22 protein-coding genes, 1 tRNA gene and 1 pseudogene are annotated in these 20,743 nt (G+C 62.6%); 12 read left to right on the top strand and 12 right to left on the bottom strand.

Translation table 11 applies throughout. The features are described from left to right. Positions 1 to 24 precede the first annotated feature (24 nt). Together NCS28_RS19780 and NCS28_RS19775 are read right to left on the bottom strand one after the other, a co-directional pair. Complete coding sequence (locus NCS28_RS19780) at positions 25 to 651, bottom strand: superoxide dismutase (protein ID WP_250515449.1); 627 nt, start codon at positions 649 to 651, stop codon at positions 25 to 27. Positions 652 to 680: 29 nt separating this feature from the next. Next, entirely contained in the window at positions 681 to 1,172 is a 492-nt protein-coding gene (locus NCS28_RS19775) for a DUF2753 family protein (RefSeq protein WP_250515448.1), read from the bottom strand. Positions 1,173 to 1,340: 168 nt separating this feature from the next. On the opposite strand from NCS28_RS19775, the gene NCS28_RS19770 reads away from it, so the two are divergent. Continuing rightward, positions 1,341 to 2,915: an MFS transporter gene (locus NCS28_RS19770; RefSeq protein WP_250515447.1), complete on the top strand. Its 1,575-nt coding sequence runs from the start codon at positions 1,341 to 1,343 to the stop codon at positions 2,913 to 2,915. Between the two features lie 60 nt (positions 2,916 to 2,975). Here NCS28_RS19770 and NCS28_RS19765 read toward each other — a convergent pair whose 3' ends face one another. Beyond that, complete coding sequence (locus tag NCS28_RS19765) at positions 2,976 to 3,863, bottom strand: sterol desaturase family protein (protein ID WP_250515549.1); 888 nt, start codon at positions 3,861 to 3,863, stop codon at positions 2,976 to 2,978. Positions 3,864 to 4,166: 303 nt separating this feature from the next. Between NCS28_RS19765 and NCS28_RS19760 the strand changes: the two genes are divergently transcribed. Continuing rightward, the gene (locus NCS28_RS19760; RefSeq protein ID WP_250515446.1) at positions 4,167 to 5,390 is read left to right on the top strand and encodes a PepSY-associated TM helix domain-containing protein; all 1,224 of its coding nucleotides are present in this window, start codon (positions 4,167 to 4,169) and stop codon (positions 5,388 to 5,390) included. 19 nt (positions 5,391 to 5,409) lie between these two features. Here NCS28_RS19760 and NCS28_RS19755 read toward each other — a convergent pair whose 3' ends face one another. Continuing rightward, on the bottom strand, positions 5,410 to 7,611 hold the full coding sequence (locus NCS28_RS19755) for a hybrid sensor histidine kinase/response regulator (RefSeq protein ID WP_250515445.1): 2,202 nt from the start codon (positions 7,609 to 7,611) through the stop codon (positions 5,410 to 5,412). A 168-nt stretch (positions 7,612 to 7,779) separates the two neighbouring features. Between NCS28_RS19755 and NCS28_RS19750 the strand changes: the two genes are divergently transcribed. Beyond that, the gene (locus NCS28_RS19750; protein ID WP_250515444.1) at positions 7,780 to 8,058 is read left to right on the top strand and encodes a hypothetical protein; all 279 of its coding nucleotides are present in this window, start codon (positions 7,780 to 7,782) and stop codon (positions 8,056 to 8,058) included. Between the two features lie 22 nt (positions 8,059 to 8,080). Here the strand turns inward: NCS28_RS19750 and NCS28_RS19745 are convergent, their stop codons facing one another. Further along, on the bottom strand, positions 8,081 to 9,412 hold the full coding sequence (locus tag NCS28_RS19745) for a Gfo/Idh/MocA family protein (RefSeq protein ID WP_250515443.1): 1,332 nt from the start codon (positions 9,410 to 9,412) through the stop codon (positions 8,081 to 8,083). A gap of 37 nt (positions 9,413 to 9,449) precedes the next feature. Next, positions 9,450 to 9,704, bottom strand: coding sequence for a hypothetical protein (locus tag NCS28_RS19740; protein ID WP_250515442.1), 255 nt, complete (start codon positions 9,702 to 9,704; stop codon positions 9,450 to 9,452). A gap of 144 nt (positions 9,705 to 9,848) precedes the next feature. Here NCS28_RS19740 and NCS28_RS19735 point away from each other — a divergent pair. The 9 genes and pseudogenes from NCS28_RS19735 to NCS28_RS33220 all read left to right on the top strand — a co-directional run bounded on the left by NCS28_RS19735 (position 9,849) and on the right by NCS28_RS33220 (position 15,396). Continuing rightward, positions 9,849 to 10,723, top strand: a pseudogene (locus tag NCS28_RS19735) (SDR family NAD(P)-dependent oxidoreductase). A gap of 54 nt (positions 10,724 to 10,777) precedes the next feature. Continuing rightward, entirely contained in the window at positions 10,778 to 11,251 is a 474-nt protein-coding gene (locus NCS28_RS19730) for a hypothetical protein (RefSeq protein WP_250515441.1), read from the top strand. Between the two features lie 128 nt (positions 11,252 to 11,379). Then, positions 11,380 to 11,571, top strand: a complete 192-nt coding sequence (locus NCS28_RS19725; protein ID WP_250515440.1) for a hypothetical protein — start codon at positions 11,380 to 11,382, stop codon at positions 11,569 to 11,571. Positions 11,572 to 11,837: 266 nt separating this feature from the next. Next, positions 11,838 to 12,029, top strand: coding sequence for a hypothetical protein (locus NCS28_RS19720; RefSeq protein ID WP_250515439.1), 192 nt, complete (start codon positions 11,838 to 11,840; stop codon positions 12,027 to 12,029). 146 nt (positions 12,030 to 12,175) lie between these two features. Next, positions 12,176 to 13,018: an RHS repeat-associated core domain-containing protein gene (locus tag NCS28_RS19715; RefSeq protein WP_250515438.1), complete on the top strand. Its 843-nt coding sequence runs from the start codon at positions 12,176 to 12,178 to the stop codon at positions 13,016 to 13,018. Beyond that, positions 13,015 to 13,443, top strand: a complete 429-nt coding sequence (locus tag NCS28_RS19710; protein ID WP_250515437.1) for a hypothetical protein — start codon at positions 13,015 to 13,017, stop codon at positions 13,441 to 13,443. Before NCS28_RS19715 ends, NCS28_RS19710 begins: the two co-directional genes overlap by 4 nt. Before the next feature lie 722 nt (positions 13,444 to 14,165). Then, complete coding sequence (locus NCS28_RS19705) at positions 14,166 to 14,594, top strand: hypothetical protein (RefSeq protein ID WP_250515436.1); 429 nt, start codon at positions 14,166 to 14,168, stop codon at positions 14,592 to 14,594. A 110-nt stretch (positions 14,595 to 14,704) separates the two neighbouring features. After that, positions 14,705 to 14,965: a PAAR domain-containing protein gene (locus NCS28_RS19700; RefSeq protein WP_250515435.1), complete on the top strand. Its 261-nt coding sequence runs from the start codon at positions 14,705 to 14,707 to the stop codon at positions 14,963 to 14,965. 302 nt (positions 14,966 to 15,267) lie between these two features. After that, complete coding sequence (locus NCS28_RS33220; RefSeq protein ID WP_284505210.1) at positions 15,268 to 15,396, top strand: hypothetical protein; 129 nt, start codon at positions 15,268 to 15,270, stop codon at positions 15,394 to 15,396. A 149-nt stretch (positions 15,397 to 15,545) separates the two neighbouring features. Here NCS28_RS33220 and NCS28_RS19695 read toward each other — a convergent pair. The 6 genes from NCS28_RS19695 to NCS28_RS19670 form a co-directional block, all read right to left on the bottom strand. Beyond that, positions 15,546 to 15,621, bottom strand: a tRNA-Lys gene (locus NCS28_RS19695). An 81-nt stretch (positions 15,622 to 15,702) separates the two neighbouring features. Continuing rightward, a complete protein-coding gene (locus tag NCS28_RS19690; protein ID WP_250515434.1) occupies positions 15,703 to 16,110 on the bottom strand; it encodes an Hsp20/alpha crystallin family protein in 408 nt (135 codons plus the stop codon). A gap of 25 nt (positions 16,111 to 16,135) precedes the next feature. Beyond that, entirely contained in the window at positions 16,136 to 16,579 is a 444-nt protein-coding gene (locus tag NCS28_RS19685) for an Hsp20/alpha crystallin family protein (protein ID WP_250515433.1), read from the bottom strand. Between the two features lie 213 nt (positions 16,580 to 16,792). Further along, positions 16,793 to 17,941: an FUSC family protein gene (locus NCS28_RS19680; RefSeq protein ID WP_250515432.1), complete on the bottom strand. Its 1,149-nt coding sequence runs from the start codon at positions 17,939 to 17,941 to the stop codon at positions 16,793 to 16,795. Then, entirely contained in the window at positions 17,941 to 19,344 is a 1,404-nt protein-coding gene (locus NCS28_RS19675; protein ID WP_250515431.1) for an amidase, read from the bottom strand. The genes NCS28_RS19680 and NCS28_RS19675 overlap by 1 nt, the downstream gene beginning before the upstream one ends. Positions 19,345 to 19,449: 105 nt before the next feature. After that, the gene (locus NCS28_RS19670) at positions 19,450 to 20,673 is read right to left on the bottom strand and encodes a helix-turn-helix transcriptional regulator (RefSeq protein WP_250515430.1); all 1,224 of its coding nucleotides are present in this window, start codon (positions 20,671 to 20,673) and stop codon (positions 19,450 to 19,452) included. Between the last annotated feature and the right edge of the window lie 70 nt (positions 20,674 to 20,743).

Here is a 20,743-nt window from a genome sequence, read left to right as displayed (position 1 = left end):
CGCGTGACACCGCGCATCGGACTTCTATTCGCCCCGCGCCTGCGCATATCGCCGCGCCACTTCCGGCCAGTCGATCACGTTGTAGAACGCCGCGATGTACTCCGGTCTGCGGTTCTCGTACTTCAGGTAATACGCGTGCTCCCAGACATCGAGCCCGAGAATCGGCGTGTCGCCCGAGGCGATGCCGGTCATCAGCGGACTGTCCTGATTGCCGGTGCTTTCGATCGCGAGCTTGCCTTGCTTGCCGACGGTGAGCCACGCCCAGCCGCTGCCGAAACGCGTAAGCGCGGCTTTCGTGAACGCATCCTTGAAGGCGTCGAAGCCGCCGAGATCCTTGTCGATGGCATCGGCCAGTTCGCCTTGCGGCTTGCCGCCGCCGTCGGGCGACATGATCGTCCAGAAGAGGCTATGGTTCGCGTGCCCGCCGCCGTTGTTGCGCACGGGCAGGCGCAGCGCGTCGGGCAGTGCGTCGATCTGCGCGATGAGCGTCTCGACGGCCACATCGCGATGATCCGATTTCTCCAGCGCCGCATTCAGGTTGTTCACGTAAGTCTGATGATGCTTCGTGTGATGAACCTCCATCGTGCGGGCATCGATATGCGGTTCGAGCGCGTCGAAGGCGTAGGGCAGGGGAGGCAGGGTATAAGGCATCGTGATTCTCCTTTCGGACGGTGATGGGATCAGTGCCGCGCGGGGCTCGCGCGATGCAGCGCGGCGTCGGCATCGGCGATGGCGCGCGTGATGAGCGGATGCGGCCCGTGCCGCGAGATGTGGCGGATCAGCGCGACATACGTTTCGCGGCTGTGGCGCAGGGCGGCTTGCCGCAGCGGCGCTGGCCGCGCGGCGTCGAGAGACAGCGCGATCAACGCTCGATGTGCGTGGCAGAGAACGGGAGCGGCCGCGTTCGGGTCGCCTTGCGCGACGCGAAGATCGGCGAGATTGAGATGCGAGACGACGAACGCGGCGATGCAATCTTCCACGCGGCCCGCGGGCGGCGCGTCGATCAGACATTGCGCGATAGCGAGCGCCTGTTCGTAACCGCGGAGCGCCAGCGCGATGTGCCGCTCGCGCTCGGCTTTCACGGCTTGCCGCATCGCGGCCTCCCACGACGGCAGGCTGGGTGTGTCCGAAACCGGCTTGTCCGCGGCAAAGTCCGCGATGTGCTGATGCATGGCGAGGGCTCCTGTTCCATCGCCCTTTGCGTCGACCGGATGCCTGCGTACTCGGGTTGCTTGATGATAACCATTATCATTTGGGCTTGCCAACCCTGTCGCCGGCGTGGACATGCGCGCGCGATTGGCCTCTACTGAGGCATTCGTCGACGACACAAGGAAGCGACATTGGCCAGCCGACATCTCGATAGCCAGCAGCGCGCACATGCCGTCGCGTCGCAGGCGAGTCCTTGCGACGAGCTCGTCATTCGCGCGCAACCCGCCGTCGCGCAACCCTGCGCGCGCAAGCGGCTCGCCTTGTCGGCGACGATCCTCGGTTCGAGCATGGCGTTCATCGACGGCTCGGTCGTCAACGTCGCGCTCCCGTCGATCCAGAGCGAGCTCGGCGCGAGCATCGCGGCGATGCAATGGGTCGTCAACGCGTACTTGCTGTTTCTCGGCGCGCTCGTGCTGGTCGGCGGTTCGATGGGCGACAAGCTCGGACGGCGCAAGGTGTTCATCGCGGGCGTCGCGCTTTTTACGGTGGCGTCGGCGGCGTGCGGCTTCGCGCCGAACACGGGCTGGCTCATCGCGGCGCGCGCGTGGCAGGGCGTGGGGGCGGCGCTGCTCGTGCCGGGCAGCCTTGCGATCATCGGCGCGGTGTTCGAGGGCGAAGCACGCGGACGCGCGATCGGCACGTGGGCCGGCGTGGGCGCGATCACGTCGTCGGTCGGGCCGGCGGCGGGCGGCTGGCTCGTCGATGCATTTTCCTGGCGCGCGATCTTCTTTCTCAATCTGCCGCTCGCCGCCGCGACGATCGCGCTGGCCGTCGCGTCCGTCCCCGACAGCCACAACACCGACGCGCCGCAGACGCTCGACTGGCCCGGCGCGGCAACGACGGCGGCGGGACTCGCGGCGCTGACCTACGGTCTCACCGAGGCGCCGTCACGCGGTTTCGCCGATCCGCTCGTGCTCGGCATGATCGGCGCGGGCGTGGCGCTGCTCGCCGCATTCGTCGCGATCGAAGCGAAATCCCGCGATCCGATGGTCCCGCTCGACATCTTTCGCTCTCGCGATTTCAGCGGGGCGAATCTTGTCACGCTGCTGCTGTACTTCGGGCTCGGCGGCGTGCTGTTCTTTCTGCCGTTCACGTTGATCCGCGCGTATGGCTTCAGCGCGACGCAAGCAGGCGCGGCGGTGTTGCCGATGCCGCTCATCATCGGCTTGCTGTCGCGCTTCACGGGCGGATTGACGAGCCGCTTCGGCGCGCGGGCGTTGCTGATCGCGGGGCCGTGCGTCGCCGGTGTCGGTTTCGCAATGCTCGCGCTGCCGTTCGCCGCGGGCAGCTATTGGGCGGGCTTTCTGCCCGCGCTCGTCGTGCTCGGACTCGGCATGACGATCACCGTCGCGCCGCTGACGACGACCGTGATGGCGTCGGTGGGAAGCGAACGCGCGGGCATCGCGTCCGGCATCAACAACGCGGTGGCGCGCGTGGCGAGCCTGCTCGCGATCGCGGTGCTGGGCATCGTGTTCGTGTGGACGCACGATGCGGCGTTGTCGGCGCGGCTCGATCGTCTGCACTTGCCGCACCCGAGCATGGGCGTGCTCGATGCGGATACGAAGCCCGCCGCGCCATCGACGCCGCTTTCCCGTGCGCAAGCCGATTCCATCGCCGATGCCTCGCGCGCGGTCGCCGCGCTGTCCGCCGTGTGCGCATTCGCGGCTGCGGGGATCGCGGCGGCGTCCATCCGTCGCAAGAAATAAAAATCCCGATGCCGGCGAACCGGTCATCGGGATTCGAACGTGCGGCCTTCGATGCGAGTCTCATGCCTTGGCGCGCCTTTGCAATTCTTCGGTCGTCTGCCCTTCGCCGTTCGGCAGCCAGCCCGGAGGACGCAGCAGGAAGCCGGCCGCATCCGACACGCTCTTCGCGTTGAACATGTCTTTCACGAGACTGACCCAGTGCTCCATCTCGACGACGATCGGGTTACGCGAAGTCACCGGCGTCGTCAGACCATAGACACAAGGTTCCTCGGCGCGCTCTTCCACATACGTGCCGAACAGGCGATCGAAGACGATCAGCACGCCGCCGAAGTTCGCATCGAGGTACGTCGCGTTCGATGCGTGGTGGACACGGTGCGACGACGGCGTGTTGAACACATATTCGAGCCAGCCGAGCTTCGGAATCCACGTTGCGTGCAGCCAGAACTGATAGAGCAGGTTGATCGACACGACCGCAAGCACCACATCAGGCTTCACGCCGAGCCACACGAGCGGCGTGAAGAAGATGGCCGATCCCACGATCTTGGTCAGCCAGCCGAGACGATACGCGGACGACAGCGTCAACTGGTTCGGCGAGTGATGGACCGCGTGATTCGCCCAGAAAAAGCGGATCGTGTGCGAAGCCCGGTGATACCAGTAGTAGCAGAACTCCTGTCCGATGAAGAGCAGGAAGAGCGTCAGCGCGGTATTCGTCGTGACAGTGTGGATGCGATGCTCCCACGCGAAATTGAAGACCGGCGTCGCAAGCGAGATCGGCACGAACGTGAGCAGCTTGCGGCCGATGAGATCGACGAGCGAGATCCAGGTCTCGTGCCAGTCGAAGGCGCGGTCGGTGCCTTTGTGTTTGAAGTGCAGCACGACGGCTTCGATCAGCGATGCGGTAAGAACAATGCCCATCGCGTACAGCGAGATTTTTCCGAGCAGTTCCATTTCCATGATGGTTCGCCTTGGTGGGTGGTTGCGAATGACCCGATTGTGGCGATCGGCATGGTTAAAAACCACGCACAAACTATTTCATGGAGTGTCATGGACCGGCCGCGGAGCCTTGTAGGGTAAGGATGTCGGCCGAAGGGGCGGTCGCTCTGACACGTCATTGCGAAGAAATCCCGTTAAGCAGCTTACGACAACCTTGTGCGCACGATCGGACGCCGCTAGAATTGCGAACAATTCCTATTTACATCGCATCGAAAACATGATTGCCGCGCACGACTGTCGCCCCGAGGATTCGCGGGCATGAGACCGGTTCTGGTTCGCCTGCATCGCTGGCTCGGCGTCGCGACCGCGCTCTTTCTGTTCGTCTCGGGTCTCACCGGCGCGATCATCGCATGGGACCATGAAATCGACGCGCTCCTCAATCCGTCCTTCTTCCACGCCCGCACCGATGGTCCCGCGCTGCCGCCGCTCGAACTCGCGCGACGCGTCGAGGCCGCCGATCCGCGCGTCGAAGTGAGCTATCTGCCGCTCGGCTTCGAGCCGGGACACACCGCGCAGATGATGGTGACGCCGCGCACGAACCCGTCGACTAACGCGCCGTACGACGTGCCGTACAACCAGATCGCCGTCGATCCGGCGACGGGGCAAGTGCAGGCGCAGCGCATGTGGGGCGCGCTGTCGCTCGCGCGCATCGACCTGATGCCGTTCCTCTACAAGCTGCATTACACGCTGCATCTGCCGATCGTCGGCGGCTTCGATATCGGCACGTGGCTGATCGGCATCGTCGGCATTCTGTGGTTCTTCGACAGCGGCATCGCGCTGATTCTGTCGTTCCCGAGCGTCAAGGCATGGCGCAAGTCTTTCGCGTTTCGCGTGAAGCGCGGCGGCTACGCGCTCACATTCGACCTGCATCGCTCGGGAGGCGTGTGGATCTGGGGCTTGCTGCTCGTGATGGCGCTTACGTCGATTTCGATGAATCTCTCCGAGCCCGTGATGCGCCCCGTCGTTTCGATGTTTTCGAAGCTCTCGCCTTCGTTTCTCGATAACGCGGAACTCGTGCGCGCCGGGCCGCCAGGCAAGCCTCCCGCCACGCGCGAGCAGATTTTGGAGATGGCCGCGCGCGACGCGAAACGCCAGAACCTGACCGAGCCGATGGGCGCGCTCTACTACGCGCCGATGTTCAAGGCCTACGGCGTCGGCTTCTTCGCGCCCGGTCACGATCACGGCGACGTCGGCCTCGGCAACGCATGGCTTTATTACAACGCGCAGACGGGCGCGCTCGCGGGCTCGTCGATTCCCGGCCGCGGCTCGGCCGGCGACATCTTCATGCAGGCGCAATTTCCGTTGCACTCGGGTCGGATCGTCGGTATCGGCGGGCGCATTCTCGTGAGCGCGGTGGGCGTCGCGGTCGCGATGCTCAGCGCGACGGGCCTCATCATCTGGTTCAGAAAGCGCGCCGCGCGCCGTCATTCGGCGGCCGTTGCAAGCGCGCGCGCGGCTCGCGGCGGTTCGCTTTCGTCCTGAAACAATCGTCCTGAAGCCATCAAGCCTGCCCGCGCGGCGCAGGCAAGTTCACGCTCTGCAATAGGGCTTGCAGATCGTCGATATTGAACGGCTTGGACAGGATCGTCACGCCGACGTGTCTTGCGCGCTCGAGTTCGTCGGCATAGCCCGTCATCAGCGCGATGGCCTGCCTCGGCCACTTCCGTCGCACTTTCTCGGCTACGTCGATGCCGTTGTTGATGCCGGGCATCTGTACATCGGAAAGGATGAGGTCGAACGACGCGCCATCGTCCAGCAGGGCGAGCGCGGCATCGCCCGTCAGTGCGTGCCGCGAGTGCCAGCCGAACACTTCCAGAACGGCCGACAGCCCGGCGGCGACTTCTTCGTTGTCCTCGACGAGCAGGATGGAGCCTTTCGTCGGCTCTTTGGCGAGCGCGGGTGCAGTCGGCGCGGTCGTCTCGACATCGTCGGCTTTTTTCATCGAGCGAGGCAAGATGAGCGATACCGTGGTGCCTTCTCCCGGAGCGCTCTCGATGCGCGCGGTGCCTCCGGCCTGTTCGCACATCGCGATGACCTGTGCGAGCCCCAGGCCCGTGCCGGCGTTCGCGGCTTTGGTCGTGTAGAGCGGTTCGAACGCGCGCCGCACGACGGCGGGCGGCATGCCGATACCGGTATCCGAGCACGCGATCAGGACATATTCGCCCGCCTTGAGATTGCCTTTCGCCGTCTCGATGACGATGTTCTCGCAGCGAATCGTGAACGTCCCGCCGTGCGGCATGGCGTCTTTGGCGTTGACAGCGAGGTTGATCAGCGCGGACTGCAGCTCAGTCGGGTCCACGTAGATTGGCTGGATCGCTTCGAATGCCTCGATATGCAAACCGACACGCTCACCGAGCGACATGCGAATCAGCGAGGCGTCCTGCTCCAGCCACACTTTGACGTCGACGACTTCCTGATGCAGCGGCTGTTTGCGCGCGACGCTGAGCAGACGCCTCGCGAGCGCTTCCGCCGAAATGGACGCACGTTCGACCGCGATGACTTCCTTCTCCAGCCCGTTGAAGCCCTTGCGACGCGCCAGCTCCATGTTGGCCTTGACGACCATGAGCAGGTTATTGAAGTCGTGTGCGACGTTGGCCACGAGATTGCCGAGCGCGCCCATCCGCTTCATCTGGCGAGTGGTTTCCTCAGCGGAGACACGCATCCCGAACTCGGCTTTCCACCTTTCCCACGCGGTTCGTTCCCGCCTGAGGCGGCCCAGGCTGAATGCGACCAGCAACCATATGCCGATGCACGGCACCAGCGTGGCGACGGCGATCAGTCCATCGTGCTTCAGCCATCTGGAAGTCACGGTCGAAACGGGGATGCCGCAGGTCACGTAAAGCGGATACGCGCCGACCTGTCGATAGACGAGGAGCTTTTCGATGTTATCCAGCGTCGAGAAAATCTTCAGATGGTCGCTATGCGCGTTGACTTGAATCGCTTCGAAGAGAGGCTGATTGCTCGTCGGCGGCCGCCGTGCCTGCGGCGCGGGGAATCGGACGAGCGTGGCGCCGTCGCTTCGAAAGAGGCCCACGGTCAATGCCCTGTCATGAACGGTCAGCCGCTCGTAAAACGCCAAGAAATAATCGCGCCGAAGCGCAATGACGAGGGCGCCGATGAAATGTCCGCTTGCGTCGTAGCGCGGCAAGGTCAGGTTGAAGACATCGACGACGGGGTCCGACGTTCGTTCGGGTTGCGAGATCACCATTCCCGGTCCGCCCGCCGGTTTCGCGGGCGCGCTCGGAAGATGCTCGTCTATCGACTGAAGTCCGACCGGGTACGTATTGCTGCTGACGAGAAGATTTCTATTGCGCCCGTATATTCCTATGGAAGCAACCGAAGGCAAGCGCCGGGCTGTATCTTCGAGAAAGTCGTGCAGCGATTTCTGTCGTGCGCGGATGGCGGCGTCGCCGTCATCGTGAACCATTGCCAACACTCGCAGCGATACTTCCTGGATGACATCGAGCGCTTTTACCGCGTGCTCTTCGGCGATCCGCGCGAGGCGATCGATTCCTTCAGATGAATCGGCGATGCGGTTCTGGTAGCCGAAATAACCGTAGGCCGCGAGAAACAGCAAAGGCGTGACGATCGAGGCGATCAGCGTCGCGATGAGCATGCGACGAGTCGTGCCGAAATCGCGTGGCGGCACGGGGATGTCCAGCGCTGAACCGTCCGAAGCGGGCGTTTCCTGATGAATGGTCATGGGACTTGCTTGACGATGCGCGAACGCGAAGTCTATTCACATGTCCCCGGAGCGTCAAACGAACGACTTCGGACACGAAGATGATTGGAAACGTATGCAAACGTTCGTTCGTGCATCCGTATGGCGTGTCCGGACGTATATCCACAAGAAACCAATGGGAGAACGTCGATGACTACATTACGCAAGACTTCGCTAACGCTTACGGTTGCTGCCGCGAGCCTCATCATTTCGTCCGCCGCCTGGGCGGGCGGCAATGGAAATGGCGGCAACGGCAGCGGCGGTTCCCATGGCGCGGCCACATCGGGGATGACCTATCACAGCGAACCCGTGTCGAGTCCCTGGAATCGCGTTCCGGGCGATGTGAGCAGAGACGATGCATCGCGCATGTCCGGACGCACCCCCGCACCGATGGAGCGTCAGGCCGATCCTGCAAAAACGGGTCAATAGGTTGTATGAAGGGCGTTGCCGGTTAAAACGCTTCCATCTGCGGATCGGGGCCGCGTGTCGGCGTTGCAGGCTGAGCGAGCTTGATAGCGCGCCCGGTGCGCGCGGATTCATAGATCGCCTCGATGATGCGCTGGTCCTGCAAGCCTTCCTCACCCGGCGTATGCGGCACGATGTCATCCTTCACGCACACCGACATGTGATCGATCTCGCGCGCGAACTGATTCTGCGGATCGATCTGCAATTCAGTGGTCGCGCTCTTGCCGTCCATCAGTGTGCCGTGCCGCATGCGCAAGCCGTTGTAGCCGAACGCAGGGTCCATCTCCACCCAGCCCTGCGCGCCCTGAAGCCGGAAGAAGCGCGACTCGTGACTTGCATAGCTCGACATGCACGTGGCCGTCAGTCCGCTCGGAAACCTCAGGATGAAGTGCACGGATGCCTCCACTTCGCCGAAGCGCGGATCGGACTGCGGCCGGTGCACCGTCGCGATCACTTCCTGCGGCTCCTCTCCCGACAAAAAGCGCGCCGCATTGAGGCAGTAAAGCCCGATGTCGGGCATTGCGCCGCCGCCCGCCAGCGCCTTCTTCAAGCGCCATTGCGACGGGTCGCCGACGTTCTGTGAATTACCCGCGATGAACTCGGTCAGCGGCCCGAGTTGCTTGTCCTTCACCATCTTCGCGATCATGCGATCCATCGGCTCGTACTGGCTGCGATACGCGATCATGAGCTTGCGGTTCGCGCGCTTCATCGCATCGACCATCGCCTGACAGTCGGCGACGCTATTCGCCATCGGCTTTTCGCAGAGCACATGTTTGCCGATCTTCGCGGCGCGCAGCGTGAATTCCTTGTGCATGCCGTTGGGCAAGACGATGTAGACGACCTGCACGCGCGGATTGTCGGCGAGACGCTCGAAGCTCTGATAGTCGTGAACGTCGGTCTCCGGCACGCCGTATTGACGCGCGATGCGCAGCGCCTTCGTGCGATCGCCCGAAACCAGCGCGGAGACCCTGGAGTATTTGCACTGCGCGAGCGCGGGCAGAATCTGATCGAGCGACAGACGCCCGAGTCCGACGATCGCATAGCCCACGCGATCGTCGGGCGGCAGGTTGGCGTCCGGCGTCTCTTCCTTCTGCTCGGTGTTCGGGTCTTGAATCAGCGGGAGCTTCACTTGGTTGGCGTCGGCGCCGGTGGGGCCCGCTGCCCACGCGTTGCCGGCCGAAGCCGCCGTGAGCGCTACGGCGATACCCGCGCTTCCACGTAAGAGAAACGAGCGTCGCCCGCTTTCAGGCGGCGTGTTCGCTTCGGGTTCGACGAGCGGCGGCTGGGTGGTTTGCGTAGGGTCGCTGCGGACGGGCATCGGAAGCTCCAGAGATTGGGCGTGGCGCGGCTTGCGTCTAGGCTTCGTTGTCCGACTTGCGCGGTCTGCCGCTGCTACTCGTAGGTTCGACATCGGGATCGATGTGGTCGTGCTCAGGCGTGTACGGACCCTCGTCGGGATGTTCCTTGCCCTTCGGCACGAGGCTCGCGTCCATGTTGCCGTGCTCACGCTGCTCGATGGTGCCGTCGGCTTTCTCCTTCACATCGCCTTCGCCGAGCGTCTTGCGGCGTTCGTCCGCGCGTTCGACGGGATCGGATGGTTCGTTTTGCATCGTCGGTTCCTTTGTATCGGATGGAGTTGCGTCGTACGTGTGCGCAATGGATATGCCCACCTCGACGCGTGCGGCGAAAGAAGGCACCTAGAGGGCACACGCCATGCTGACGTCATGCAACCCTCAACTGAAAGCCGGTGCGCCATGCGAATCAAACTCAAGCCACTCAACGAACAGGTCATCGTCATTACGGGAGCGACGAGCGGAATAGGGCTCGTCACGGCGCGCCTCGCCGCTGCACAAGGTGCCCGGCTGATGCTCGCAACGCGGGTGCGTCGATCTATGGACATTGCATCGACGTGCCGCTCGACGAGCAGCGCAAGCTCTTCGAGACCAACTTCTGGGGCGTCGTGAACGGATCGCTGATCGCCGTTCGACATCTGCGGGAAAAGGGCGGGGCGATCGTCAATCTGGGTAGCGAATTGTCGGATGTCGCCGTGCCGCTGCAAGGCGCGTATGTGGCGTCGAAGCATGCAGTGAAGGGCTATACCGACGCGCTACGACTCGAACTTGCCGACGAAGGCGCGCCCGTGTCGGTGACGCTCGTCAAGCCCGCCGGCATCGACACGTTGTTCGTCGAGCACGCGAAAAATTATCTCGATGAGCAGCCCAAGTTGCCGCAGCCCGTTTATGCGCCCGAGGTCGTCGCGCGAGCGATTCTGCATGCCGCGGCGCATCCGGCACGCGATATCTATGCCGGCGGCGCATCGCGCGGCATGGCGTGGTTCGGACGTTCGGCGCCGCGTCTCTATGACGCGATCTTGAGCAAGCTCGGCGTGAAGGCGCAACTCACCGGCGAGCCACGGCGCGAAGGCGACGCGCTCTATCACGGCAACATGGGCATGCGCGAACGCTCGGGGCGGCATGGACGCGTGCGCGAACGCAGCTTATACACCGATGCGCATACGCTGCCCGCAGGCCCGCGCGCGGCGCTCATCGGGATTGCGGGCGCGATGTTGGTGGCGGCGGCGGGGCGCTACCTGCGCGAGGCCAAAGTGCATCGCGCATCGAAGTTTTGAACCGGCGAGTCGATGGCGTCATCGACGAGTCAGAGCCATCCATGGAGGCGAGGCATGCGAATGCACATCAATGAAGCGATCATCCGCGCGATAGGCTCCGGCTCCGTTGCGGGGCTGGCGTCGGCAGCGGTCGCATCCGCCGGCGCGATGCATAAAGGGCGCGGACCATACGCGGCGATCAACGCAGTCACGCATTGTCTGTGGCGCGACGCATCGTGGCGGGAGCGTCCGAGCGCGAAATACACCGGCCTCGGTGCGGCGATTCATATGGGCAGTGCGGTCTTTTGGGGCGTGCTGTTCGAGGCGCTGCGCGAACGGCGATATCGTCGATCGGGGGCATCCGGCATTGCGAGCGCGGCCGCGACGACTGCGCTCGTGGCGTACGTCGTCGATTATCACGTCGTGCCCAAGCGCTTTACGCCGGGCTTCGAGGCGCATTTGTCGAAGCGCTCGTTGGGGATGACCTATATCGCGCTTGGTGCGGGGTTTGCGCTCGGGGCGTTGTTGTGTGAGCGTGCATCGCGCTAGGGAAATCGATGCTTCGGCAGCGTCTTTAGCGTTACTGACTGGCGCCTGAGGGTGCGTCGCTGGCCGCCGTAGCCGGGAAGCTCGCCGCGGCCGGACCGGATGCGCCGGACGCTGGGCCGGCGGCAGCGGTGTCGCTGGCCGTGTCGCCTGTGGTGACGGTGGTGCGATTGCGGTTGCAGCCCGCCGTGAGACAACTGAATGCGGTCATTGCGATGATCAGCCATACCTTGATGCTGCTGGAAGATTTCATGGTGTACTCCTGGGCAGTCGGGCGTGCGGAAGTGATGAGCCTGCCGGCGAGGCTCGCTTCCGTTCTTTGAACGCAGATGGACAGAGCATCGCGCGTACCTGACATGGCTCATCGAGGGCTGCTGCGGTGACATTCATTGGGCAGCATTGAGATTCTCAGCTTGAGATGGGCCGTACTGGATTCGAACCAGTGACCAACGGATTAAAAGTACGTCGGACGGACATTCCGAGGATGCATAAAAACATATATAAATCAATAGATTGTGCTGATTTTTTGGTAAGGTTGAAGTATCGGAGATTCTTCGTTTTTCTCTAGTTTCCTTGGCGCAACTACACCATGCGCATGCAGGGTTTCACCGTCGCGCCGGTCGCGGAAGGTAACAAGCGCAGTCCGCGCAGCGGCGTGCTCGTCGCCGACGTCGAGACGCCCGATCTCTTTCCGTTCCTCCGAGCGATGGAGCGTTACACCTCGGCCCGTCTGAGCACGGGGCGGCGGGATAACCGCATCGTCGCCGATCAGAGAGTCTGATCATCACCCTCCATACGCCTCGCCTTGCTGCGAGGCGTTTTTCTATCGCGGGCAACTTTCAGATAAGTCGCCTTGCTTACGCAGTAACACCCCTCTAAAAGAATCAGCAGTGTCAAGACGAGTACTCGTTGCCGGTGGCGCAGCGCATGCACACGCTGGCCGCAGATCACCAATGGCAACGTGCATCGCTCTATCTGCACGAGCCAGGCACGTTCGTGCCGCTGGCGCGTCTTGATGAACGCCTCGTCGAACCGGCGTTCCTCGCGACCGGCACCGATGGCGGGTTCGTGCAGGTCCCGGCAAAGAGTCGCCATGCGACTCTGCACTATCAAAATGACCATCTGGGCACGCCGCAAGAACTGCTGGACGAGTCGGGGAAGGTGGTATGGCTGGCGCGATATAAGGCGTGGGGCGGTGGAAAGCCCACGCCCTACGGGAAGACGGATGCACAAGACACGGACAACGCGATTCGCTACCAAGGGCAGTATGCGGACGATGAAACGGGTCTGCACTACAATCGGATGCGGTATTACGATCCGAGTGCAGGCAGGTTCACCACGCCGGACCTAATTGGGTTGGCTGGCGGAATCAACGTCTATCAGTATGCCGATGCAAACCCCGTCAAGTGGCTTGATCCGCTCGGGTTGAGCAAATGTCTTTACCGCGGCGTAAGTGCTAAACATCCAGCAATTGAAGATGCAAAACGGGGAACAGCTACTCCTGGAAAGATCAACGGAAGCGTCACGGCGGACGAGCACAACGCTGGCGGTCGTTCTGCAGATAGCCCTTACACATCATGGACTCGTGATCCAGAGATCGCGAAGTGGTGGGCAAATAAAGAAGGTCCGGGCGGAGTGATAATGGAGTTCCCCACTGGAGCCCCCGCTCCCGGCGATGGATGGTCTTGGGAATTCTCAATTGATGAATATGGAGAGCAAGAAGTCCTGCTCCGTGGGTGTAGATCAGGTGCCAAGGTGACCAAGTCATGAAAATTCGTGAAATCGCGCTCCAAATTGACCTTTCCTCAATTCTTGAGAGAAGTGATTTGAACAGCTCCGCCCGTATGATTCTCCGCCAAGCGATTGAAAATTCGGATGTGGCGAAGTTTTTTAATCAAGACGGTACCCTAGACGAATATTCTCAGATTGGAATGCTGGGGCTTCTTCGGCTCCGAGAAAAAGGGCTTTCAGCGCAGCATCGAGAGCACCACGGATTTGTCGAAGCGATAGAAGTCGTGAAGTATTTGCCCGACGATGAAAAGATATGTTGGTTGGCAATAGGAGCTGGCACGCACTTACTTATCATTTTGGTGAGGGTGTCGACCCTTGAAGTCATCGGATGTATGTCGCTCAAGCGAAGCGAAAGGCAACGGCAGCAGTTACCCTCGGTCTGGGATGGTTCCGAAACGGAGTAATTCAGACAAGCTCTTCTACGCCCTGTTTGGGGCTCATCGCGGCAAAACAAGATGCCACGGGAGCGTCCATAAAAATGGAAATGTCCATGCACGGGCAAAGAGCGGCTTAGATTGGACCGTGGCCATATCGATCAGGCGACAGGATTGCCCTACAACGATCCTAAAGCTGCAGTTGATCATGTGCATGCATATGATCCAACCGGTAAAGTGAAGGTTACTTCTCCCGTCGATGGCAATCCTCATTTTCCAACTACAGGTGAATAGCAATGCAAGAAAAGAACGACTATTTTGAGTCGAGCGACGGAACACTCCGGATATGGATCGAGCAAGAGACGTCAATTCATATTACGGCCGTGACGAGAGAAGGCGATCCTGTCGAACTTTCCGAGGAAGAAGCGTTGGAGTTGGCCGACGTCCTTCGAAACTTCGCAAGCCGAATCTAGGAACCATAAAGGTAAGAACTTTGATAATGACATCAATCGCATGCATCGGCGACGAGACCACGCATCGTGGTCGCATCATCACCGGTTCGGGACACGATGGACATCAAGGGGCGCAGAGTGGGGGCCCGCATGGATGACTTGGTGACATGCCCCGAACACGGCACAAATCCAATCATCCAAGGCTAACCGCGGCATCATCAACTTAACGGTGTCCGAGTGTCCTGAGTTACCGGGGCAACTCCAGAAACCGGCAACATCTATTGGACAATAGAGGTCAAGATGACTGAAGAAGAACTGAAAAAATTGCTGGCCGACTATCATAACTTCGATGATGGTCTCGTTGTGTCGTTTGGCTTCTTCTATCCAGTAGGAGAGCCACCAGCAGCGCAAGCTATCCTGTATGCGAAGAATCATTCGGTGCCGGGGGATAGGTGGGATACCGTTAAGATCATCGTGAAAGATGTTGCAGAACTCAGCGCGCGGTGGAAGGGAAATCAGCCGAACTCGATTTGCGCGGGAGTGCATCTAGTGAAGTTCGATGACTTATGGTGCTTAGAGATTGACGGTGTATATGGAGAGGCCGAAGACCCAAAGTCGATCGATGAGGTTCGGCAACTCGGCGACTGCTATGCGACTGGTCGTGACGTTCACGCTTATGTTGGTGAAAATCGTCAGGTCAACCTATATGCGAGTCTGATAACCCTCTAGTTCGCGAAGCGAAGAACCCACCGGTGTCGTCCTCGGTACATTCGACGGTCATGGTCAGCCACCGGTTTTCGACGTTGATGAGGAATTTTCAACGAATAGCAGGAGATACCATGACCTCAATTGCATGCGTAGGCGACGAAACCACTCACCGTGGTCGCATCATCACCGGTTCCGAGACGATGGACATCAAGGGGCGCAGAGTGGCCCGCATGGGTGACCTGGTGACATGCCCCGAACACGGCACGAATCCAATCATCCAAGGCTCGGACATGCTGACCGACACGAACGGCAAGGGTGTCGCACTGCACGGTTATCTGACTGCTTGCGGCAGCCGGGTGCTCGCCTACGAGGATCACGGCTCGGTCGACTAGGCAGAAATCTCCGCGAGCGGCGGCGCTTTCGTCGCTCCGGGCAGCGCGTTAATCGGCCCGCTTCGCGCGGGGATTTTCGTTAGCGCGCCGCCCGCCGAATCGCATGGCGAACGCATCCAATTCTTCATCCGAAAACCCGCCGGCACGCACCATATTCAGCGGTCGCCAGTTCGAGCCGATCAGCGCACCTGTCTCCGATGCGTTACAGTGCGTAAGAGTGCGTAACGATTTCGGAACCCGAAGCTAGCTAAAAAATTACCGAGCATGGAATCACCTCCGAACGTCTTGGGGACGGTGACGGCGTGTTCGCGATCAACGTGATGGCGGACGGGCAGCGCATTTACCGGGTGGTCGGTCGAGAGTCGGATGGAACCACGCGCACGCAAGCCGAGGAATTCATTGCGAAAGTACAGAGCGATGCGAAAACATGATCGACTTGCTCTCCCGAAGGGGCGAAAAGTCGCGTTGTCGTTGGATCGCCTTAAGGTACACAGAAGTCCGAATCACTGACGCAGTTACACACGAGTTACACAAACGAGAAGGGCTTATGTCGCCTACGCGGCATAAGCACTTATTTTTTTGGTGGGCCGTACTGGATTCGAACCAGTGACCAACGGATTAAAAGTCCGCTGCTCTACCGACTGAGCTAACGACCCCCAACTGGCCGCCACGCCGCTTCCCGCCAAAGCAGCCGCACTCAACGATGGCGGCCCACGGCCGCCATCGGCAAGCGCGTATCACTCCGTGCGCACCTCGACCCGCCGCGGCCGCGCTTCATCCCGTCGCGGTATCGTCAGCTTCAGCACGCCGTCCTTCAGGCTTGCATCGATCTTCGACGCATCCAGATCAGCGCCCAGCGAGAACGCCCGCGCAAAGTGGGGCTGGCGGACCTCGGCGTGTTGCAGGCGCAGCCCAGCGGGCGTCGATACCGCCGCTTCGGCCTCGATGAACAGGTTGCCATCGTGCACCTTCACGTCGAGCCGGTCCTTCGTCACGCCGGGCAGATCGGCCCATAAAGTTACGCCCTGGCTATCCTCGAAGATGTCGACGGGCGGCGTCAGCGTGATCCGTCGTTGTGACGCGTCGCCTTCACGCCGGGTCATCGCCGAGTCATCTTTCCTGGTGAGTTCGGTCGTGTCGCTCATGATGTCTGTCCTCATTCAACAAATTTCATTGCACAGTGATGGCCCGTGGCTTCGACGCCTCCCGCTTGCCGATGCTCACAGTCAGGCAGCCATCGACGTACCGTGCCGTGACCTTGTCCGGATCCGCATGCTCCGGCAGTTCGATGACGCGCCGGAAAGCACCGGCGAAGCGCTCTTGCGCATACGCACGCGCATCGTCGCCGGCTGCTTGGGGTTGCGCCGCGCCGCGCTCGCCGCTGATGCTCAGCAGCCCCTTGTCGATCGACACATCGAGGTTCTTTGGATCGACACCGGGCGCGAACGCGACGATCTCGATGGAGTCGTCGGTCGAGCCGATGTTGATCTGCGGGAACGCGTTGGCGCGCCCCGAACGGATGCTCGAAGGCAGACCGCCGAAGACGTTCGCCATCTGGCGTTGAAGACGATCCAACTCGCTCAAAAGGTCGGACCCGAAGTAGAGATCGCTCATGGTCATTTCCTCCTTTGAAGCAGCAGGAAACGAACTGGCTTACGCGCTCCAGTCCGTCTGCCGTGCTGCGGGCAAACAAATCGAAACACGCAGCGCGCCGGAGTGCCGGCGCCACTGTCTGAGCGAAATAAAAAATAGATTCTCGAGCGAAAATTTCAAGGGGGATGACGTACAAGCGATCACAGCACGGAACGAGAACCGGCAGCGACGCCCTCACTCCCCGCGTGTTCCGAACCCGCGTTCAGAACGGCTCAACGGCCACCCGCGAAACGTCCGTCCCACGACGGCAAGCACGACCGTCAGGACGACGATCCCCGCGGTCACGCCCAGAAGACGTCCGTATGCGGCGTGCACATCGTCGCTCAGCCAGGCCTGATCGTGCACGAACGCGAGGATGACGACAGCGCCGAACTGCGTGCCCGCATAGCTCACGTTCAGATCGCCGAAACGGAAGTGACACGAGAGCCAGACGAGTACGCAAAGTGCGACGACGCAAAGGTGCATGTTCCCCGCCGTCAGCGGCACGAGCGCGATAACGAAAACGCTGCCGATGAGACAGCCGAGCAAACGATGACACATGCGCAGCGCGACGGCATAGGGCGACCACGCGCCGCTGGCGTCGAGCGGGACGAGTAGCGTGACGAGGGCGGTCGTCATCGCCTGGGCGAAGCCTTCGAGCGGATATCGAAAGGCGAGGTACGCCAGCACCGACAACGTCACCGCGCCGGCGACGGTGTGTCGCAATCGTCCAAGCGTCGCTTGCGTTGAAGCGGAGGGCGCCGAAGCGGCAGCATCGCCAGCGCGCGTTTTCCCTCCGAAGATCCGCACGAGCATGTCGGCGGCGAGACAAACGAGCCAGTACGCGATGGTGCCCGTCAACGCCCCCACGGAAAGCGCGACGACGAGATCGGCGGGATTCGTCGCCGGATGCGCGCGAACCGAGGCGATCATGAAGATCGCCAGAACCGTCGAAAGAATCCACATATAGCTCGCGGCGCGGCTGGTGGCGAGATACAGCCCGCCCGACGACAGACCGATGACGCACAGCACGAACGGACCGATGCCCCCGGCCACGTATTGCGACAGCAGCCAGCCGAGCGTGGTCCCGCAGAGCGTGCCGGCGATCTGCTGCGTTCCCTGGCGCAGCGACGCCTTGACCTCGAGGCCCGTCAGCGAGAACGCGCAGATCGCCGGCCACCAGATCTGTTCTAGCCGGAGCCAGTGCGAAACGTAGATGGCGACGGCTGTCGCCACGGTCGCGATCGTGCATTGACGCGTGCGCTTCGTCAGTTTCGCGACGGTGATCTCGTCGCGAAGACCGCGGAGCGTGTTCGAAAGCGCGGCAAGCGCGATGTTTTGCATCACTCGTCCTCGATGCGCGCAAGCGGCCGCCCGATCGGCAAAGCTTCGAACGGACGCGCGGCCTCGAACGCGGCGGCGGCGCGCAGCAGCGTGGCTTCGGCGTAGTGCGGGCCGATCAGTTGCACGCCGATCGGCACCCCCGCCGCCGACATTCCGCACGGCATCGACAGCGCGGGGTGGCGCGAGCCGTTGAAGAGCATCGTGAGCCACGGCTGCGGCGCGGGTTCGCCGACGGGCTCGGCGAGCGTATGAATGGTCGGGCAGAGCAGCAGGTCGTATCGCTCGAAGAGCCGGTTGATGCGCATGCCGCAGAGACGTCGGCTGTGCTCGGCGTCGACATAGCGCGCCACGTCGATATCGTCGGATGACGACTGCGCCGCGCGAACCAGTTCGGGATCCATGAGCGCGTGACGCTCGGCCGGAATCTGTCTGAGCAAGGTCGCGAGCATCGCCGAACGCGCGACCTCGTACGCTCGCGCGCCTTCGCGATACAACTCGGGCGGGAACGCGAGCGCCTCGACGTGCGCGCCGAGATCGGCGAATACGCCCGCTGCCTGATGGACGTACGCCGCGATTTCGCGATCCACCGCGCAGCCCGATCCGAAATCGAGCGACACGCCTATGCGCAGTCCCGACGCGCCGAGGGAAAGGCCCGCGCCGAAGTCGTCGCCGTCGTAGGGCAACGCGTACCAGTCGCGGCTGTCGGGCCACGCGATCGCGTTCATCATCGCGGCGCAGTCGGCGACGGTGCGTGTGATCGGCCCGACGTTCGAATGCGTGCCGAAACGCGACGGCGGATAGTCCGACACGCGACCGTGCGTCGGCTTGAGACCGACGAGCCCGCAGCGGCTCGCGGGCACGCGTATCGAGCCGCCGCCGTCGGTCGCGAGCGCGAGGACGCCCATGCCGCAAGCCGTCGCCGCCGCCGCGCCGCCGCTCGATCCGCCGGGCGTCACGGCAGGGTTCCACGGATTGCGCGTAACGCCGAAGAGCGGCGCGTCGGTGGTTACCTTCCAGGCGAACTCGGGCATCGTCGTCTTGCCGAGCAGCACCGCTCCGGATTCGCGCAGCCGCGCGACGGCGGGCGCGTCTTCGGTCCAGGGACCGGACGGATCGACGGTGCGCGAACCGGAGCGCGTCGGCCAGCCGGCGGTGAGCAGATTGTCCTTGATCGTGCAGGGCACGCCGTCGAGCGGACCGAGCGGCGCGCCCGTCATCCAGCGCGCTTCGGAATCGCGCGCCTGATCGAGCGAGGCCGCTTCGTCGACGTGCTGGAACGCGTTGATGACGGGATTGCACGAATGAATCGCCACGATGCTGGCGCGGCACACTTCGACGGGCGATAGCCGCTTGCGCCGGTAAAGGAGCGCAAGTTCGGTGGCGCTGTGGTTCAGAATATCCATGAAGGGCTCCGCGATCGATTTCTCCGAACCGTACTTTGCGCGAACCCGACGCGGCACACATCCCCAGAAGTGGGGAACTGCTTCGGCGTGCCGCGCGCGCGGGATTTACGCCTTGCCGCGAGCGGGCGCATGCATCGTCGAACTGAGCGCGATGATCCGCTCGAAGTCGCGCAGCCCCGATGCGCCTGTCTTCCCAAGAATCGTGCGGATCTGGCTGCGGACCGTATCGAGCGATACGCCCCGCGCGCGCGCCACGTCCTCGGCCGTGACGCCACCGGCAAGCGCCGCCGCAACCTCGCCTTCGGAACGCGTCAGCCCGAACAGGTCGACGAGCAATGTGACCGGCGGCGGAACCGGGCGCGTCAGATTGCGGACGATCACCGTCGCCGCACCGGGCATTGTGCCCGTTGCCGCGTGCCGCAGCGCGGACAGCGACAAATGACGCAGCGCCGGGCACACCAGCGCGGAAAGCGCCGACGCATCGCCGGGAAGGCTGCCCTGGCGAGCGCGAATCCGCAGGCCGCCGCCCGCGCTGCCGCGCGTCGCGGCGCCGACGAGACGCGCAAGCAGCATGTCGTCGTCTGGATGGCGCGCGAAGAGCCTCGGCTTGTTCGCTTGCAATCCCGGACCGCGGCGCGCAAGGGCGAGCCCGGATTGCGGATCGTGCAGCAGTTCCACGGCGTGCGCGTTCGCATGGAGCATCTGCATCCCGCTATCGACGACGATCACCGCGATCGGCAACGCATCGAGCGCCGCGGCGCCCAGGCTCGCTTCGACGGGCGCGAGCCGCTCCCGCATCTGCAACGCGCGCTGCAGATGCGGGACGAGCCGCGCCAGCGTGCGTTTGTCTTCGTCGGCGAAGGGACGCGAGTCGGCGGCGCGGTGCAATCCGATGGGCAGCACGCCCGACGCGTTCACGAGCGCGCCCATCATGTAGCGCCGGGCGCTCTGTCTGCCGAAATCCGCGTAGAACGCGGTGTGGACGTACGTCGAATCGGGAATGATCTCGTGGCCGAGGCGCACGTCTCCGCGTCGTTGTACGGACTGATCGATGGATACGTCGCGGGCGGCCGCGCGATAGGGATCGAGCCGGTAATAGTGCGATGCGTACTTTTCCTCGTACGGATCGACCGGCATCAGACGGTTGCAGAGCCGGCCGTCGTCGTCGGGCAGCCAGAAGGTGGCGCGCTGGGCGTCGAACATGCTGCGCAGGCGCGCGCCCAAGTCGAGCCAGTCGGCGCCTTCGTCGAGCACGGCAGCGTAGATCGTGTCGACGACTTCGGTGATCTCGACTTGCGGCACAGGTGGCTCCTCGGAAAGGGCGGCCATGCGGCGATTTCCAGCGCGATTGAGCAGACGTTGAGCGCGACCATCCTCATTTCTGGGGATGGCGGGCTGC

It is taken from the genome of Caballeronia sp. INDeC2 (assembly GCF_023631325.1).
GTDB lineage: Bacteria > Pseudomonadota > Gammaproteobacteria > Burkholderiales > Burkholderiaceae > Caballeronia.
The sequence above is the reverse complement of the archived record's forward strand: the minus strand, read 5'-3'. Positions and strand labels throughout refer to the sequence as shown.